The 15,551-nt window shown below is 57.2% G+C and carries 19 protein-coding genes; 9 read left to right on the plus strand and 10 right to left on the minus strand.

Annotation, left to right across the window (positions count from 1 at the left end; all coding sequences use genetic code 11):
- Positions 1–147 precede the first annotated feature (147 nt).
- Positions 148–405 (plus strand): hypothetical protein, encoded by a 258-nt coding sequence (locus tag RLW41_RS02245; RefSeq protein WP_414463294.1) that lies wholly within the window; start codon positions 148–150, stop codon positions 403–405.
- On the opposite strand, the gene RLW41_RS02250 is transcribed toward RLW41_RS02245, so the two are convergent.
- From RLW41_RS02250 to RLW41_RS02270, 5 genes are all read right to left on the minus strand, one after another.
- The gene (locus RLW41_RS02250) at positions 383–1,168 is read right to left on the minus strand and encodes a hypothetical protein (protein ID WP_414463295.1); all 786 of its coding nucleotides are present in this window, start codon (positions 1,166–1,168) and stop codon (positions 383–385) included. The two genes, RLW41_RS02245 and RLW41_RS02250, sit on opposite strands and share 23 nt — an antisense overlap.
- Positions 1,169–1,189: 21 nt before the next feature.
- Positions 1,190–2,629: an ATP-binding protein gene (locus tag RLW41_RS02255; RefSeq protein ID WP_414463296.1), complete on the minus strand. Its 1,440-nt coding sequence runs from the start codon at positions 2,627–2,629 to the stop codon at positions 1,190–1,192.
- A 239-nt stretch (positions 2,630–2,868) separates the two neighbouring features.
- Positions 2,869–3,468 (minus strand): hypothetical protein, encoded by a 600-nt coding sequence (locus RLW41_RS02260; RefSeq protein ID WP_414463297.1) that lies wholly within the window; start codon positions 3,466–3,468, stop codon positions 2,869–2,871.
- Between the two features lie 37 nt (positions 3,469–3,505).
- Positions 3,506–4,213 (minus strand): hypothetical protein, encoded by a 708-nt coding sequence (locus RLW41_RS02265; RefSeq protein WP_414463298.1) that lies wholly within the window; start codon positions 4,211–4,213, stop codon positions 3,506–3,508.
- Between the two features lie 97 nt (positions 4,214–4,310).
- Positions 4,311–4,874, minus strand: a complete 564-nt coding sequence (locus RLW41_RS02270; RefSeq protein ID WP_414463299.1) for a toxin-activating lysine-acyltransferase — start codon at positions 4,872–4,874, stop codon at positions 4,311–4,313.
- Positions 4,875–4,984: 110 nt separating this feature from the next.
- Here RLW41_RS02270 and RLW41_RS02275 point away from each other — a divergent pair, with 110 nt between their 5' ends.
- Complete coding sequence (locus tag RLW41_RS02275; RefSeq protein WP_414463300.1) at positions 4,985–5,242, plus strand: hypothetical protein; 258 nt, start codon at positions 4,985–4,987, stop codon at positions 5,240–5,242.
- Between the two features lie 395 nt (positions 5,243–5,637).
- Here RLW41_RS02275 and RLW41_RS02280 read toward each other — a convergent pair whose 3' ends face one another.
- The 3 genes from RLW41_RS02280 to RLW41_RS02290 all read right to left on the minus strand — a co-directional run bounded on the left by RLW41_RS02280 (position 5,638) and on the right by RLW41_RS02290 (position 7,071).
- Entirely contained in the window at positions 5,638–5,925 is a 288-nt protein-coding gene (locus RLW41_RS02280; protein ID WP_414464645.1) for a peptidoglycan-binding domain-containing protein, read from the minus strand.
- A complete protein-coding gene (locus RLW41_RS02285) occupies positions 5,816–6,211 on the minus strand; it encodes a hypothetical protein (protein ID WP_414464671.1) in 396 nt (131 codons plus the stop codon). Before RLW41_RS02285 ends, RLW41_RS02280 begins: the two co-directional genes overlap by 110 nt.
- 245 nt (positions 6,212–6,456) lie before the next feature.
- Positions 6,457–7,071, minus strand: coding sequence for a hypothetical protein (locus tag RLW41_RS02290; protein WP_414463301.1), 615 nt, complete (start codon positions 7,069–7,071; stop codon positions 6,457–6,459).
- Positions 7,072–7,339: 268 nt separating this feature from the next.
- Between RLW41_RS02290 and RLW41_RS02295 the strand changes: the two genes are divergently transcribed.
- The 5 genes from RLW41_RS02295 (at position 7,340) to RLW41_RS02315 (ending at position 12,581) form a co-directional block, all read left to right on the plus strand.
- Positions 7,340–7,579, plus strand: coding sequence for a hypothetical protein (locus RLW41_RS02295; protein ID WP_414463302.1), 240 nt, complete (start codon positions 7,340–7,342; stop codon positions 7,577–7,579).
- Positions 7,580–7,655: 76 nt separating this feature from the next.
- Complete coding sequence (locus RLW41_RS02300) at positions 7,656–7,949, plus strand: hypothetical protein (protein ID WP_414463303.1); 294 nt, start codon at positions 7,656–7,658, stop codon at positions 7,947–7,949.
- Between the two features lie 643 nt (positions 7,950–8,592).
- Positions 8,593–10,368 carry a type I secretion system permease/ATPase gene (locus tag RLW41_RS02305; protein WP_414463304.1) on the plus strand — a complete coding sequence of 592 codons (1,776 nt, stop codon included), beginning with the start codon at positions 8,593–8,595 and terminating at the stop codon, positions 10,366–10,368.
- Positions 10,369–10,385: 17 nt separating this feature from the next.
- Positions 10,386–11,675 carry an HlyD family type I secretion periplasmic adaptor subunit gene (locus tag RLW41_RS02310; RefSeq protein WP_414464646.1) on the plus strand — a complete coding sequence of 430 codons (1,290 nt, stop codon included), beginning with the start codon at positions 10,386–10,388 and terminating at the stop codon, positions 11,673–11,675.
- Positions 11,676–11,792: 117 nt separating this feature from the next.
- A complete protein-coding gene (locus RLW41_RS02315) occupies positions 11,793–12,581 on the plus strand; it encodes a calcium-binding protein (RefSeq protein ID WP_414463305.1) in 789 nt (262 codons plus the stop codon).
- Between the two features lie 78 nt (positions 12,582–12,659).
- Here RLW41_RS02315 and RLW41_RS02320 read toward each other — a convergent pair whose 3' ends face one another.
- Entirely contained in the window at positions 12,660–13,727 is a 1,068-nt protein-coding gene (locus RLW41_RS02320; protein WP_414463306.1) for a calcium-binding protein, read from the minus strand.
- Between the two features lie 247 nt (positions 13,728–13,974).
- Between RLW41_RS02320 and RLW41_RS02325 the strand changes: the two genes are divergently transcribed.
- Positions 13,975–14,454: a hypothetical protein gene (locus tag RLW41_RS02325; RefSeq protein ID WP_414463307.1), complete on the plus strand. Its 480-nt coding sequence runs from the start codon at positions 13,975–13,977 to the stop codon at positions 14,452–14,454.
- A gap of 144 nt (positions 14,455–14,598) precedes the next feature.
- Here the strand turns inward: RLW41_RS02325 and RLW41_RS02330 are convergent, their stop codons facing one another.
- Positions 14,599–14,943: a hypothetical protein gene (locus tag RLW41_RS02330; RefSeq protein ID WP_414463308.1), complete on the minus strand. Its 345-nt coding sequence runs from the start codon at positions 14,941–14,943 to the stop codon at positions 14,599–14,601.
- Positions 14,944–15,111: 168 nt separating this feature from the next.
- Between RLW41_RS02330 and RLW41_RS02335 the strand changes: the two genes are divergently transcribed.
- Entirely contained in the window at positions 15,112–15,447 is a 336-nt protein-coding gene (locus RLW41_RS02335; RefSeq protein WP_414463309.1) for a hypothetical protein, read from the plus strand.
- The last annotated feature ends 104 nt before the right edge of the window (positions 15,448–15,551 follow it).

Raw genomic sequence — 15,551 nt, forward strand, 5'->3', positions numbered from 1 at the left:
AGGGAAGGGGGGATGACGTGAACCGGCGGACGCGGCGAGAGCCGCCGCAGCGAAGACGGGGCAACGGACCAACCGAAAGGATCACCATGGGATTAGACATGTTCGTATACATCTCCCACACCACGTCCGGAGTGGAGGACACGTGACATGGCCAATTACGTCTCCATCTGCCGCAGCAATTACTTCAAGGTGAAGGACGAGAAACGCTTCCTCCGCTGGTGCGCCTTTTGGGGCCTCGAGCACTGGACCGATACGCCCAAAGGTCTCGAGGGTACTTTCCACGCCATTGCCCGTGATGACGGCGAAGGTTGGCCTTCCTCGCACCCCGAAACCTACGAGGACATTAAGCGGTCACTGTTGATGAGGCGGCCGCTATTAAACCTTACAGCTGCTCTTTGGAGATAATATATTCGGGCGGAACTGGCTTGTAGAAGATAAGGCCACAGTCAATTTCCAAGCTTCGAGATTGATAACCGGGCCTTGAAAGTCGGAATGCCCAAGCGTTCAAAATCTCCCCAACCATGTTCGGCAAATCGCCTCGATCCATCATATCCTCGGGTGAGAAAAAGGGATGCGTCGCTTGGATGGCCACGTCGCCAGGTACGCCGATCTTGTAAACTGTCCGGGTGCCGTCATTTTCGAGAAGGTGAAGTCCATCATTCCCAATGAGTTCCCTGGCCATATGTTGGTCCACCTCAGCCCCATGGGTGATGTAGTGGTCGAAACCTGCGAGGCCGGCGCGCGATAGGGTGAAGTGAACTTGCCCCTCGCGGCGGCCCGCATAGCCGTTGACGAACTTGGTTACGACGTCATCGAATCGTCGCGCCGCTTTTTCCCATTCAGGATGACCGGAAAGCGCCCTTTCTAGACGTTTTCTGCGGTCGGCGATTTTCAGCGGACGGAACCCTTCCCGACCTATGGATGCCGCTTCTTCCTCGGTAACGCGGGTGCCGTGGTACGCGGCCACTGTTGAAGACTTGAGCCACCCGAGGATTACCAGGGCTATGGCATTCCGGTCGCCATGCTCAAGCACCAGATCCCGCGCGTCTTCGACGTATTTTGGGTACGCATCCCGCACTATCTCCGCAATATTCGCGGGAAGAAGGTCCTTCAAAAGCTGGGTGATGACCGGCGCCCATTCATCGATGTTGTCGTAATCGAATTCCATTGGGGCCCCCACCGAGCCAACTTAGGATAGCAACAGGCACGCTAATGGCGCGGGCACGCGAACAACTTTTGCTGCCAATGGTTCTTTAGAGCCCCGCTTGGCTGAACTGAGCGCCATTCGTCCAAATTCCGTCCAGCGTTGGGTGATGACGTAAGCGAATTCCGGGTTATGCGCTTCGCAGAATTGGCGGAGGCCAACAAGGTCCGATTCCATAAGGGCTGTGTCCTGGTACTTGACCTCGAACGGCACAACACGGTCGGAAAAGTCCGCCACCACGTCAACCTCGTATCCTTTCTTCCCCGTCCAATACCGAAACGCCGGCGCCGCGCCGTAGTAACGGGTGTAGACGTGCTTGAAAAACGCGGTCTCAACAGCCGAAGCGAGCTTGCGGGGATTTTCGAGCAACTTGCGCCCAAGCAGGGTGACCGCACCGGGAATCGCGGCATCAGAGAGATAAATCTTGTCCCGCCCGCGTAAGACTTCCTTGCCGTAGCCGTAGGGTTTCAACCGGTAAATCAGGTGCGTGCCTTCCAGAAGGTCAAGGTAATTGCTGACGGTTTGGCGGTTTGTGTTCTCAAGATTTGATGCGATGGTCGGCAAATCCGCCATGCCCCCATCGTGAAGGCAGAGATAAAGGAACAACTTTTCCAATTCCAGGACCCGGCGGACACCGTAGTACGCTGTCATATCCCGCTTCAGGGCCTTATCCACGATGTCCTCGCGCAGGAGCCGTTGGGTTCGAGAAATATCGGGCTGGATAGCCGGCTCGGGAAAACCGCCACGGATCAGATATTCATGAAAATGGGCGGTCAGCGGTTCGACATGCCGCCTGACCTCGGCCAATTGTCCCTCGCCCCAAGCATGGATCTCGCTCAGGTTACGGACATCGGGCAAGGAGGGCTCCGATATCTCTTTCAATTGCAGGTATTCCCGGAAAGTCATGGTCGGGAGGGGCAGGGTTTCGATACGGCCGAGACCGCTCTCAATAGAGCCGTCCTTCAGCGACGTGGCCGAGCCGGTAGCGGCCAAGCGATATTGGCGGCGGAAGTCGACCTGATGCTTGACCCATGTTTCCCAGTTCTTCAGGAATTGGATCTCGTCCAAGAATAGGAACCTCTGGCGACCCTCGGCGCCGGGATAGGCCTCCCGCCATGCGTCGAGCGTTCTTTCGATGCCGGCAAGGCGCAACACTGGGTGGTCGAAGGTTACGTAGATGATGTCGGTGGGTTCTATGCCGTCCTTAAGCAGATGGGCGATGGATTGTCGGAAAATGGTGGTCTTTCCGGTCTGCCGCGCCCCACTCAGTAGAAGCATTCTGGCGATGGTCTTATCCCTGGCCCAGGCGCAGACCTTCTTGACGGCTTTACGCTCCCAGGGGGGAAGTTCGGGAATAGGTTGACGGGTCCACCACGGATTGAATTCGTGGAGGATGGCGAGTAATTCAGCTTTCGAGAAATCCATCTATACGCACTTTTTGGTGCATCATAATTTGCTTAGATATGTTGTTTTGTCAAATAGAGCGCTCGAATTACGCTATATCAATTAATTCAAGGCGTTACGAATTATCACTTATTGGCTTGGGCCTAATTTCAAGAAATTAGCACACGAAATCATGGTGTTAAATGGATAGGGCGGATTCCCCACCATTTCAACGGGATTTTGCGGCGCGCCAGAGTAAGATGTTCTTCTGCCGACACCAATCAGCAAGAGATATTTGATGAAGGGTGGCCGTAATCCGCGCCCCACCGCGCATATTGCAGAGTTCGATGACCAAGTCCCGTTAAAACGGGTACCGGAGGTTCGTCGCCACGATAGTAGACCTCACGCAATGCTTCGACGGTGGGGCCGTAAATTCCAGGCGACAGCTCGACGGTCCGCGATTTTTCCCAAGCATCTTGAGCGGCAGCGAGAAAGTTTATGTTGTCGAAGATTTCGGCACTGACGCCATACAGAGAGCCGACAAAGCCAGCCAGACCGCCACCGAGAGAATGGCCCGTCAAAAAGATGTTCGCGTTTGGGTCGGTGCTGTTGCCGTTGATGCTTTGATAGAACTGCGCGGCATCAATATATTCCTGAGCGGTACTAGTGTTGAAAAGTCCACCGGGCCAGCCGAGCAATGCATCGCCAGGTCCGTTGGTGCCGCTATATGAAATGACCGTGCCGCCAGAGAACGTGTAGCTCTGGGCGAAGAACGCGCCCGACTGCCCGCTATTTTGTCCTAAAGAAAAGTTCCCGATCCCATTGCCGACGTTTAAACCGCCCGTTTGCTGCTCGTAGACGTCCATTGCGAGAATAGCCATTTCAAGTTCGGTGGGGCCGACATGACAAATTACTCCTCTAAAATGGATGAAGGTCTCCGACGAGATAAGTAGCATTGAGTTTGAAAGGGATAGAGCTCACCACAAGGCGACGATATTGATCGCGCTCCATGCCCGAAAGCCAAGGCAGTTTTTGATAAAGAGAATTGTCCGACCCCGCATCCGTGATCTCAACGGTGACGGATGAAAGCTGAATGCCAGGACCAATGATTTCCGAAAACTTGTCGGCCGGCACCAGCTCGGCGGAATTCGGATTAGCGACGTCGGGGATCCAAATGAATTCGGGCATTTGGTCAAGGCGCAACTTGCGAAGGCCGGCTTCTCGGGAAATATTTTCTATGTTGGCTTTTGAGAGTTTTGGATCGTGATGCTTTGCTCCATAATAAGCAACGAACGATAAATCTGCTGCCGAATACGGCATCGGCTCGTAGTTCACTGGCGTATAGCTATAAATCGCGGCAGCAATAATACCCTTCTGTCCGAGGTCCACCCAGGGCGCAGGCCCCCTCGCAGACACGTTCCAGCTCTTTTGATTCACAAGTAGCGCATCAACATTCTGGTAAGTCACGGTGACGACGCCGGAGCCCACTCTCGGCTTTCCATTGTCATCAACAGTAATCGTGATCCGGAAACGGTGCGTGTATTGCGGAAATACCAAAAGGTAAGCTCCGTAAAGAACAGCGGCGCCGACCGCGCCAAAGAATACGATTCGTGCGAGGCCCCTCATGCGACCCTCGCCTAAGCAAAAGTTGAATTAGAAATCAGTTTGAACGCGCCAGGGCTGCGCCAGCTACGAGAAAAAAATTTATAAGATCTGACCCCAGTCATAATCGTTCTCCCTCAATTTCGATGGTACGGACCTCCCGCCGGTCCCCGTCCGCCCGCGCATGATACTTGATTGTGTGGCCCTTGAGTTGATCACCGCGCAAGCGCGCAATCAAAGCGGCCAACATTTTGGGATCCCCCGCGGCGTCAACCAACCAAACAATATCGCCCGACGACCAGTTTTTTGGCGAAGCCCTGTCTGCTTCCGCTTGTTGGGAGAATAGGCGGTCGTCTTCCTCCGATAGCTTCGCCCAAGAGACAAACGCTACGGGGACAACAATCCCTGTGGATTTCGACTGTGACTTCAGGATTGCAAACTGGCCCGTGCTCAAAGCTGGCCATAAAAGCCCGTGAAGGTTCGAAATCGCAAGCGACTTGTAATCCTTTGATTTCATCAAAACAAAAACCGCGTGGGCGAACGCGTTAGCAAACCTTTCCGCCGCGGAAGCGTGATTCTGCATTTCGCTGTCGCTGAGTGCAGGATGTAAAGCATTTGAATAATGTGGAAGGCTTGTTCCTAGGGTTTGCTCCGGACCGGCAGCAGCCATAAGCGCTTCCGTCATGTTTCCCTCCGTTGCAAGCTGACGAGTTGCAACGACAGTAGACGCAGCCAGGCCATAATGAAGAGTTAAATAGACACGCAAAGTTTGAGGGGCTCATTCTAGGGCATAGCGTGACCAAGAAATTTTTCACGGTGATGTACGATCGAATCTATTTTGCAGATCATGTCAGTGTGCCGACAAATTATCGGTGGTCACCGGTGTCCAGGCTTTTAGGCAACTGCAAACAGCGCTTCCCATCCGACCTGCACCTAAGTCACCACCATGCCTTCGGAAATTTCAAGGCGATATTCGAGTGCAGTGACCACCAAGTAACCGTCACGCTTGCCCAAGAATTTCCCGGTGCATTATTGGGCTACCGTTTTATGTGAATGACGGGGACGACAGTCAGTAACACAATCGCCTGAGGGCAATCTGTCGGCATGATCGCGTCTCCCTCATCAGGAAAACCCCGAAGGTCGAGGACACGGACAACCACTGTCCCTACGTTGCCGAAGCCGACGGCCGCCACCGCTACATCCTGGTGGTGACGACCAGCCGCTGGCAAGCCTTCGGAGTGAGTTCTAACAGGGGAACCGACTCCCCTCTCCATCGCCCGCCCCAAAATCGATCTCAATCGCGTTTCACGGGCCTTTCACGCAGAACCCGGATAAAGGACTTTTACGGATGGATGGTTACGCTCCGCTCGACATCATCCAGCAGACCAGGCCCGGGCAGGGCTCCACGGAAGGACATCACAGCCTGGCAGCGCCAGTGGTCGGACGCGCTAACATGCTCCGAAGAGACATGCGGCGGCCGCCGTTTCGCTGTCAAAAGCTTTTGTAATTGCGTCTCTGACCTGCGGACCAAAGCTCCCGTCAATACGACCCTTGTAATATCCATCCTTGGCCAGCAATTCCTGTACATGTTTGAGGAAGGTGCCGGTGAGATGGACGCGGGGCGCGTCAAGCAGAGTATCGCGCGCCGGTTGCACACCATTGATCAATGCTTTGTAGCTCAGGTCGGCCGCCCGGTTGGCATCCTTGTTGACGCCTTCGCCATTCAGGTAACGCACCGCCAGCCGCCGCATACATGCGACCAACCATATTGGCGGCTGAAGCATTGCCCAGTTCGGCTGCGGCTTTGTATTTTTGGAACGCGGTCGTGAAATCCTGCATCGTGTAATACGCATCTTCGGCGTCCTTGAAGAGGGCCCGGGCGTCATTCTGGCCACTGCCTGGCGTCGCGCTCGATTGCGGGACCGCGTTGGCGTCGTTGTTCTTCTGTTCGTCGGCATAGCCGGGAACAGGAGAAAGTAGGGACAGCGCCAACAAGAACGTCAGGGTTCGGAGCTTCATCACGTGAGGTCTCCTCAATTTTTTCAAGACAAAAAGCCTGCGAGTATTGGCGCGCGATTATGTCAGGGACGTTGTGGAATGGAACGTCACCAATTCGGACGCCACAAAAGCCGTGCAAACCGACGCAATCTTGTCGCCGGCGGAGGTCTCAATATCGGCGTCGCTCGATGATACGTGCGCACCGAAGGCATCGATGAAACTGTTGAAGTCGATATTCGAATACCGAAGAAGCCCCTCTGAGGGGCTTCCTAGAGGACCCGGGGATTATTGAAAGTCGTAGCAAGAGAAGCCACACATGAGTGTGCCGGGCCACCGTCGTGGTTGACGGTATGGCCGGTCCGTGAGGCGCCGGGGGAACGCTGATCGAAGCAACCGCCGCGCCCCTTGCCGCTGCCGTAGTCGTGGTTGGTGACGATGCAGAGGTCATGGACGCCGAGCGCGGAAGCTTTCGCGACGTTGTTGCCGACGGACGTTGCGACGTTTTTCGTGTAGGCCAGCTTGGGCTTGCTTCCGTTGAACGCGACGCAAGCGGTGCCGTTGAAGACTTTACCTTGCTTCGCGCACGCCAGGATGTTGGCAACATTCGTGCTCTCGTCAGGCGGAATGACGACGGTGTCGCATTTGTCGGTGCCCTGGTTGTAGAATGCGTGCGCGGTCGTGCAAGTCGCGATCTTCTTCGCCAACTGCTCGTCCACCGTGATGCAGATGCCGTGGACGGAGTCGAAGAACTTGCCGTCCTTGCCGCAGTTGAAGATGTAGTTGAGCCCGGCCGTGGTGATGGCGTTGCTCGCGTCGAGCTTGGCGTTGATGCCGATTTGGCTGCTGTTGACGGTATCGGCCCCGGCGGAAGCCTCGAGTGCCATGGCGTTGCCGCAGAGCGCGGCGCAAAACGAGAAGTTCCAGAACACGCACAATCGGTGCTTTCCTTGTCGTAGCTTTATCAGGCTCCCCAAAAATAGAACTGACAAGGGGAAGGGGCGGAACGGAGCTGACCCCTGTTGCGCCAATGCCAACTGGCGGTAAGGAAGGATTAGGGACTCGGCGACGTCTCCCTTCCGCCCGTGAGGGCGATCGCCAAGAAGGGAGATTGAACATGGCGTGGGGTGCAAAATGGTGGTTCGGCGTCGGCCGTTGGTGGAGCGCGTGTGCCGCGCGCTGTGTGGGTTTCATGGCAATGCGGCCGACACGCGCTTCGAGGGCAAAGCCATGTGGGAATCCTACGTCGAGAAAGCCTGCCAGATCATCAACGGCGCGGGCATCCCCGCCTTCCTCGGCGTTGTGCGCGCGGCGGCCGGCGATCCCGCTATGCCGGAAAACGTACGCGCAAGCCTGAACGGCGCATTGGATGCGTTCGAAGGCGAGGCGCCTTGAGGCGCTGGACATTCCACCGATCTGGCGCACCGGCCCTTCCGAAGACGTGATCGTGAGCTGCAAGTAGCTGAGGAAGATGCCAACCAGTTTCGCATTCGTGTTTGCCGCATGGGAGTGGCGGCCGATCCGCAACTGCCCGGGCCGCTACGCACTCCACAACCGGACTCCGCGTTTGCCGATCTCGGAGCTCATCGGCGAGATGCCCACGACGGTGCATCGGACGGACGCGGCGCGCGACCTGGTGATTGTCGCACGCATCGACGGCGGTGGCGTCATTTCTTATTTGCGCAACGACGGGACGGTGCTCCACACGCTCAACACGCCAGACGGCTTCACCCGAAAACTTCGTCAGCTGGGCGTCCCTCCATAACGCCAGCGTGACGCGAGCCCGTCTGCTCGCGTCGGCGGGCATTTGCCTGACCCGTCAGGATTGTTTGTGAAGTGCCCTGCATAAAACTCTGACCTACCCGGGCTCGACGCATGGCGCTCTCTTTTTCAACTGCGGGCAATTTCTTAGCCGCCGCGCGCGATCCGACGCCCAAGGTCCATACATTGCTGCGCCCATGGTTCGACACACGGCGCTGTGAGGAATGTTGAACGGCTTTGCGGATTGAGAGGATGCGTGTGTTACATGATCTTCGTGGTCGGCGCATATCATCCACTCATTGCAAGCAGGCTCAACTCACAAAGTTTGTGATTGCGATTTGCCTTAATGTCGCCGGCACGAACGGGCACTTTGGTCGCAGGCAGATTGAGAGACCATCGACAAAAGCATTGCTTGCACGGCGTTGCGCATCCGCGTTTCACCGGGTTGATATTAAGTTGAGGGGACAGTTTGATGTCAGGCCATTTCATGAAAGCATTCGCATTTTCATTTTGCGCAGCGGTAAGCAAGTTTCCGCGGTCGTCTTAAAGCTCATCATTCTTTCTAGACAAAAAATCGTCGGCCGTTCGTCCGCCTGACCAGGGTGCGGCGCGAGACCACGCACAATAACATCTTTATGGGTGGATCAATGACCTCGCCATCGGAGAGGGCAACGCCGCTTTGCGCGCCAATGGATGCGTGCGTCGGCTTTGCAGCAACGAATTTGACGCCCGCGCTTGTCGGCGTTGCCGTCTTCGGGTGCGTGACCAACATCTTGGCGCTGACCGGCTCGATGTTCATGCTGCAAATCTATGACCGGGTCATTCCCAGTCATAGTGTTCCAACACTCGTTGCATTTTTGCTTCTGGCACTCGGCCTTTACACGATTTTCGGCATTCTTGACGTCATCCGCTCGCGCCTGATGACGCGCATCGCGGCGAAGGTGGATGCTATTCTCTCGAAAAGGGTGTTCGCGCTAATCCTGGAATCTCCACTCAAGGGGCAGGCCGGAGCGGATGCACTGAAGCCTTCGCAAGAGCTGGATCAAATCCGGACGTTTCTGTCAGGTTCTGGACCTCTCGCGCTGTTCGATCTTCCGTGGATGCCGATCTACCTCGTCATCTGCTTTCTGTTTCATCCCCTCATCGGTGGGCTGACGACCGCCGCCATGCTGATCCTGATCGCCCTGGCCGCCCTTACCGATGTCAAGACGCGAGGGCTGACCAAGGCCGCCGCCCAAGCCGCATCAAACCGCAACATTCTCGGCGAAGCCACGCATCGCGGGGCGGAATCCGTTACCGCCCTCGGCATGACACCCGTGATGCTCGCGCGGTGGAGCAAGGCGCACGCGGAGTTCATTAGCAAGCAGCGGCAGGCCGCCGACATTGGCGGATCACTATCCGGAGTATCGAAAGCCGTACGTTATTCACTGCAGTCTGGCGCGCTCGGGCTGGGGGCCTACCTCACCATCAACAACGAAATCTCAAGCGGCATGATTGTGGCGTCTTCGATCGTCGTCGCCCGTGCCGTCGCACCCATCGAGCAGGTCATCGCGCAATGGCGGTCACTCGTTGCTGCGCGGCAGGCGTGGCAGTCGCTGCATCTGAAATTCACATCCCTCGCGACCAGGGTGATCGCCACGGCACCGCCTCTGCCGGGTAAGTCTCTTGCCATCGAAGGTATCTTCGTCTCGCCACCCGGCCAAACGAGAGCGACAGTCCAGAACGTCAGCTTCCGTGCCAATGCCGGAGCCGTCATCGGCGTCCTCGGCGCCAGCGCATCGGGCAAATCATCCTTGGTGCGCGCCATCGTCGGGGTGTGGCAGCCGGGTCGCGGCCATGTTCGTCTCGACGGCGCAAGCCTTGACCAATGGTCGGAGGAAGAGCTTGGCCGGTTTATTGGCTACGTCCCACAATCGGTCGACCTCTTCGAGGGGACAATTGCCGACAATATCAGCCGCCTAGACCCTGTACGCGACAATCCCGCCGTCATCGCTGCGGCCGAAGCCGCAGGTGTTCATGGCATGATCGTCCGTCTGCCAGGCGGCTACGATTTCCATGTCGGTCCAGGGGGCGTGAATCTTTCGGCGGGCCAGCGCCAGCGCATCGCGCTTGCTCGTGCACTTTATAAGGATCCCTTCCTTGTCGTTATGGACGAGCCCAACTCCAATCTCGATACGGAAGGTGATCAAGCGCTGGCCGCGGCGATAGCCGGAATTCGGCAGCGCGGCGGTATCACGATCATTGTTGCGCACCGGAGAAGCGTGCTCTCGGTTCTGGACCACGTGCTCTTCATGGAAGACGGCTTTGCGAAAGCCTTTGGGCCGCGCGATGTGGTCCTCAAATCCCTGGAACAACGCAACGCACGGGCCGTGCGCGCTCCGCAAACCGCGGCCTTGGCCGTTGTCGCAGGAGACGCCGTATGAACCGCGCACCGAATGAAATGCTCAACCGCTCGATACGGCAGCACCTCGTCTGGGGTGGCGCTGCCCTCGCCCTCCTTGTAGGCGGCTTCGGCGCTTGGGCTGCCACGTCGGAAATTTCCGGCGCCGTGATTGCGCCTGGAGTCCTCGTCGTGGATGGCAACGCGAAGAAAGTGCAACACCCGACTGGCGGCGTTATCGCCGAATTGCTGGTTCATGAAGGGCAAACGGTCAGTGAGGGTGACACCGTCGTCCGTTTGGACGCCACGATCACCCGGGCCAACCTGAGCGCGATCACCAAGAAGCTGAACCATCTTTATGCCCGCCGCGCGCGCTTGGAGGCGGAGCGGGACGGTGGTGCAAACGTAGGGGTGCCAGCTGAACTCGCAGCGCGGGTTTCTGAAACTGACACGGCAGCGATCATGGCCGATGAGCGCCGCCTGTTTGAGGATCGCCGCGCTTCGCGGGAGGGCCAGAAAGACCGGCTGCGGGAACAGGCCGCGCAGTACCGTGAGCAAATCAAGGGTCTTGATGTCCAACAACAGGCCAAGGCCAAGGAAATTTCGTTGATCGCGGTCGAACTTGAAGGCCAGCGCGACCTCTACAAAAGGGGCCTTACCCCGTTCACGCGCCTCAACAGCCTTGAGCGCGACAGCGCCCGGCTTGACGGCGAGCGGGGACAATTGATCGCCCAGATCGCTTCCGCCAAGGAGAAAATTGCCGAGATCGAGCTGCAGCTCCTGCAAGTCGACCAGCAGATGCGCGCCGATGTGGCGTCCGAGCTTCGCGATGTCGGTAACGAGATCGCCGATTCCGCGGAGAAGGAGATTTCTGCGGCCGACCAGCTGCAGCGTATCGACATCAAGGCTCCCGCGTCGGGTATCGTCCACGACCTCTCGGTCCACACGGTGGGAGGCGTGATCAATCCTGCCGAGACGTTGATGGAGATCGTCCCCGAGAAGCGCAAGCTCACCGTCGAATGCCGCATCGATCCAAAAGACATCGACCAGTTAAGCGTCGGCCAGCAAACGATCCTTCGGCTTACCGCCTTCAACCGCAACACCACGCCGGAGCTCGACGGCAAGCTGCTTCGCGTGTCGGCGGATCTCGATACGGACGAGAAGACGGGCGCTAGGTTCTACCGGGCCACGATCGCCATTCCGGACAACGAACTGGCCCGTATCGCCAGCCTGACCCTTCTGCCCGGCATGCCGGCTGAAGCATACATCCGGACCGGCGAGCGGACCGTCATCTCCTATTTCATGAAACCCATCCTGGATCGCCGGGCGCAAGTTTTCCGCGAGGAATAAGTTTGTCGGGCGGCGCGCTGCCCGACCCAAAGAATACCGGCGGTGTGGGCGAGGGACGTCGCAGCGCCGGTATCGGCAGGCAGGAGCCTGACGCTTTCAAAACAGTGGAGAGAATCTATGGGCACTTACTACGGGACAAGTTCCGCCAACTATTATTCTGATACCGATACCGGAGGCTACATTTATGGCTATGGTGGCAATGACACCCTTTATGGAAACGGAGGCGACGATATTATCAACGGCGGTGCTGGAAATGATCATATGTACGGCGGAGAAGGCAATGATCAATTTCAGTTCGGCGTCCAGGACCCAGGCGGATACGGCACGGGATTTGATTACATCGACGGAGGAAACGGGTACGATATTCTCACGTTGAATTCGACGACGAGTTATCTTTGGACTGCGGCTGGACTCACGCACATTAGCGGCGTTGAGTACCTGCTTAATACGTCAGCCACCCAGCCGGGATACATTCTCGTCGATGGCAATGTCGATTTTTCTGAAGTCCAGAGAGAAGACGGCATTACATCCATAACCGGCCAATCTGGAAACGATACCATCACCGGCAGCAGCAATATGTATGCAGGTGTGTACCTTGCGGAGAATATTCTCGGCGGTGCGGGAAATGATATAATTGATGGTGGTGCCGGTGCCAATTCCCTGACAGGAAATGCGGGAAATGACACCTTTAAGGTGACACAAGACCACGACTACAGCACCATCAACGATTTCACTGATGGCGTCGACAACATCCAATTGCCACTCAGCTACACCGACATAAACATCGCGGACGACAGCTCGGGGTATGCCCACATTACCTCGGCAATTCACGATGTTGATATTACTGTCGTCGGTGTGGATACGATGACTCTTACGAGTAGCCCTACAGATCTTACTTACGCTTAAAAAATTTCGGCCCCCGTCACCAGGCTGTGGCGGGGGCTTTGCAACATTTCTAATTTGGGTAGAAATTGATAGAAGGGCTCAGGTTAGCCATTCAAGATCTCCTCCTCCGACGGGGGCGTCGACGAATGCTTGCAGATGCTGAAGTCTTGTGAAATCGGTCGGGGTGACATCAAGGCTCGCCCCATCTTCAAATGATAGGCGCGCTGAGCCGTATTCAAACTGGAGTGTGAGGGAGTCCTCCGAACCCTTGAAACTTACCGTCACACCCGTGTCACCACGCGTCAGGGTGACATCATTCTTGCTATAGCCGCCGATGTTGATCGTGGTGTTGGCCGGAGCCGTGATGTTGGTGGTACCTATTCCAATAGTATCTTGCCCATCACCCTTTCGGTAATTGATGGTGGTGCCATTGCCGAGCACCCGAATTGTGTCGTTTCCGGTACCGCCCGTCACAGTCGAATTCCCATTGACCTGGATGTAGTCGTCGCCATCGCCACCATCTACAGTGGCGTTGTCGAAGGTCGAGTTCTTCTCGCTGCGGTGCGAGGTTACAATAAGTGTATCGTTGCCGGCACCGCCTTCTATCGTGGAATTGCCCAGCGTAACTACGACATCATCACCGTTGCCGGCATCGACGGTCGAATAATCATAGGTGCGGATCTCGTCATTGCCGTCACCACCATCTACGGTCGCGTGATCATAGGCGCTTACCCAATCGTTGCCGGCACCAGCATCGATCTTTGCGTTGCTATAGGCTCGCAAGACATCATTGCCCGCGCCCGCATAGATGGTCGCGTAGTTCTGAACATTCGCATGATCGTTGCCGCTACCACTGTGGATCGTGGCGCGGTCCAATGCCTCGATGGAGGTATTTCCATCACCAGTCGTGATCGTCGCGTTATTCAAAGCGGAAACGTCCGCCGAAGCACGTGTGTACGACGACAGATCGATGGTCCCGCCATTATCGTGGAGAATGGCGACGATCCGCTGCGCCGCCTGCTTGCTGGCGTCACTGATCGATTGGATAGGGCCCAGAACGTCTGTTAAGGCGCTGGCCTTGGTATTTGATGACGTGTTTTCGGGAGCGTTCATGCGCTGAAGGATCGAAAGCGCCGTTGCATTGTTCGTACTGGAAATCGTTGTCATAAAATGCCCCGCCAATATGAGTTGCAGCTCAACGCATGCACAGTGATTCGACCCGTTGTAAGCCTTTTGGCATAGGCCACGTTAATGCCGCGCTAACTTCTTCGGAAGTCGTCGCTCTCAGCCACCAGTTTTGGGGGTCCGCCGAAGCTCAGATTTCCTGCAACTCTTGTCGGCAAAAAACGCCAAGGGGACGTGTGGTTTGGGTCCTAGTGCCAACCGCGGCTCTCGGGCACATGACGCGCTAGAATTGAACGCCCACATAAACAGTTTTCGCGACCTCGGATGGAAGATTGAGGAACCCGACGATTTCGCTCGGATCTTCAGCCTTGAGCCCTGTCAACATGCCATTCGTGAAAGTCAGCGTGGCGGAGTTGGTTACGAAGCGACGTCGGTCGAAGCGGAAGCGGTGCTGCTGATGGACGTGCACGAGCCCGGCCAGGAGCCGGCGCTCCGGGATGCGATGAGGAAAACCGAAGATGGGCTGGTCACGTCGCTTCTGTCTCTCCGCTGCCGGCTGAAGGAGATAGAGCGGATTGCGTTGCGCCAAAAATACGGGACGGGCTTTCTCGAGGCGACTGATCGCGACGTGCGCGACCATGCGTGGAAGTGGTTTCTCTTCCAGGGCCTTTCGGACGCCCTCCAGGACAGTTTCGCGGAAGATGTGCGGGATTACCTTGAAGACATCTGCGCGGGCGCTTCTGCGAGGCGTAGAAGAGGAGCGACCTGAGCGGCGCTAACGCTCGAGCGCCTCGTTGTCGGTGGGGCCACGGACCCCTAGCGCAATCTCAGCAAGACAGCAGCAACGGCGCTTTCCCCCTCCCGCTGTTTGAGCGCCAGCTACGCAACGACAGTAGCCTGGTTCTTCACTAGGCTACACACGCACGAACATCCAAATCAGCTCCACGAAAAATCCGGCGAGGCATAGATAACCCGCGAACAGCATCAGCTTCGCCATGACGTCCGGTTGCCGTTCCGTCCAATGGAAAAACCCGGCCGGCCCCGTGTACGCATTGGCCGGCTTAAATCGATGGACGTGCACCATACTCTTCCATTCTCCGAGACCAATAAGCGCCAACCCGGCCCCCAAGGTGAGCACCTGACTGTTGGTCAGCACTTTTGTATCCACGAACAAGGCCGCGAGGATGAGGCATCCCCCAATCCAGATCACCACCTTGTACCAACAGTCCAACGCAAGCCCTTTCAGAATTTCCGGCATCACGTCGCCCTCCTGTTCGAATCATGGATTCTACCACAGCGGGCCCACCAGGAAACTCCGCCAACGGAGCACCGCTCAAGAAGTCGAGCAGGGGGAGAAACAGCGGCCGACCGGTGGGGTGGAAAGTCCTCCTGCGCCGCGCGCGCCGCAACGAACGAAAGCCTCCACATGCTCCAGTGCAAATTCGTGGTTCGCCCCACCACGCGAAACCCCCTTTACACGGACGACCCGGTGATGCCGCCCGCCAAGAAATCGGCTCGCGCCTTGCCACGCCGCCTGTTCGACCAGCGTTTCGCGCCCATCCCCAAAAGGCCCCACGACATCACCCATGACCGCGCCCCCGCCGGGGCGGACGAACGCCATTGGTGGACCGTCGTGACCGGCCCGTTGAGCGCCACCTGGCACATTTACCCCGGCATCGGCCACGGCGAGGACGAACAGTACATCCAATGCCGCCGCCCATGGGGCGGCAACGCCGCCGACCACCCGCATTACGTCTATTGACGGGCGGGGGACGGCCACCGTGGCCGCCGCGCCAAGGGAGAGGGTGGGACGGAAGGGCGGAGCGTGGCGCCGGTGAGGTACCGCGACCGTCAATCCACGAAAGC

This window comes from Hyphomicrobium sp. DY-1 (assembly GCF_047497105.1).
In the GTDB taxonomy this organism is placed as follows: Bacteria; Pseudomonadota; Alphaproteobacteria; order Rhizobiales; family Hyphomicrobiaceae; genus Hyphomicrobium_B.

Coding starts and splice junctions, on each gene's coding strand:
- RLW41_RS02245 (WP_414463294.1), top strand. CDS start 148: ATGGCCAATTACGTCTCCATCTGCCGCAGCAATTACTTCAAGGTGAAG.
- RLW41_RS02250 (WP_414463295.1), bottom strand. CDS start 1,168: ATGGAATTCGATTACGACAACATCGATGAATGGGCGCCGGTCATCACC.
- RLW41_RS02255 (WP_414463296.1), bottom strand. CDS start 2,629: ATGGATTTCTCGAAAGCTGAATTACTCGCCATCCTCCACGAATTCAAT.
- RLW41_RS02260 (WP_414463297.1), bottom strand. CDS start 3,468: ATGGCTATTCTCGCAATGGACGTCTACGAGCAGCAAACGGGCGGTTTA.
- RLW41_RS02265 (WP_414463298.1), bottom strand. CDS start 4,213: ATGAGGGGCCTCGCACGAATCGTATTCTTTGGCGCGGTCGGCGCCGCT.
- RLW41_RS02270 (WP_414463299.1), bottom strand. CDS start 4,874: ATGACGGAAGCGCTTATGGCTGCTGCCGGTCCGGAGCAAACCCTAGGA.
- RLW41_RS02290 (WP_414463301.1), bottom strand. CDS start 7,071: ATGGCACTCGAGGCTTCCGCCGGGGCCGATACCGTCAACAGCAGCCAA.
- RLW41_RS02300 (WP_414463303.1), top strand. CDS start 7,656: ATGCCAACCAGTTTCGCATTCGTGTTTGCCGCATGGGAGTGGCGGCCG.
- RLW41_RS02305 (WP_414463304.1), top strand. CDS start 8,593: ATGACCTCGCCATCGGAGAGGGCAACGCCGCTTTGCGCGCCAATGGAT.
- RLW41_RS02310 (WP_414464646.1), top strand. CDS start 10,386: ATGCTCAACCGCTCGATACGGCAGCACCTCGTCTGGGGTGGCGCTGCC.
- RLW41_RS02315 (WP_414463305.1), top strand. CDS start 11,793: ATGGGCACTTACTACGGGACAAGTTCCGCCAACTATTATTCTGATACC.
- RLW41_RS02320 (WP_414463306.1), bottom strand. CDS start 13,727: ATGACAACGATTTCCAGTACGAACAATGCAACGGCGCTTTCGATCCTT.
- RLW41_RS02330 (WP_414463308.1), bottom strand. CDS start 14,943: ATGCCGGAAATTCTGAAAGGGCTTGCGTTGGACTGTTGGTACAAGGTG.
- RLW41_RS02335 (WP_414463309.1), top strand. CDS start 15,112: ATGCTCCAGTGCAAATTCGTGGTTCGCCCCACCACGCGAAACCCCCTT.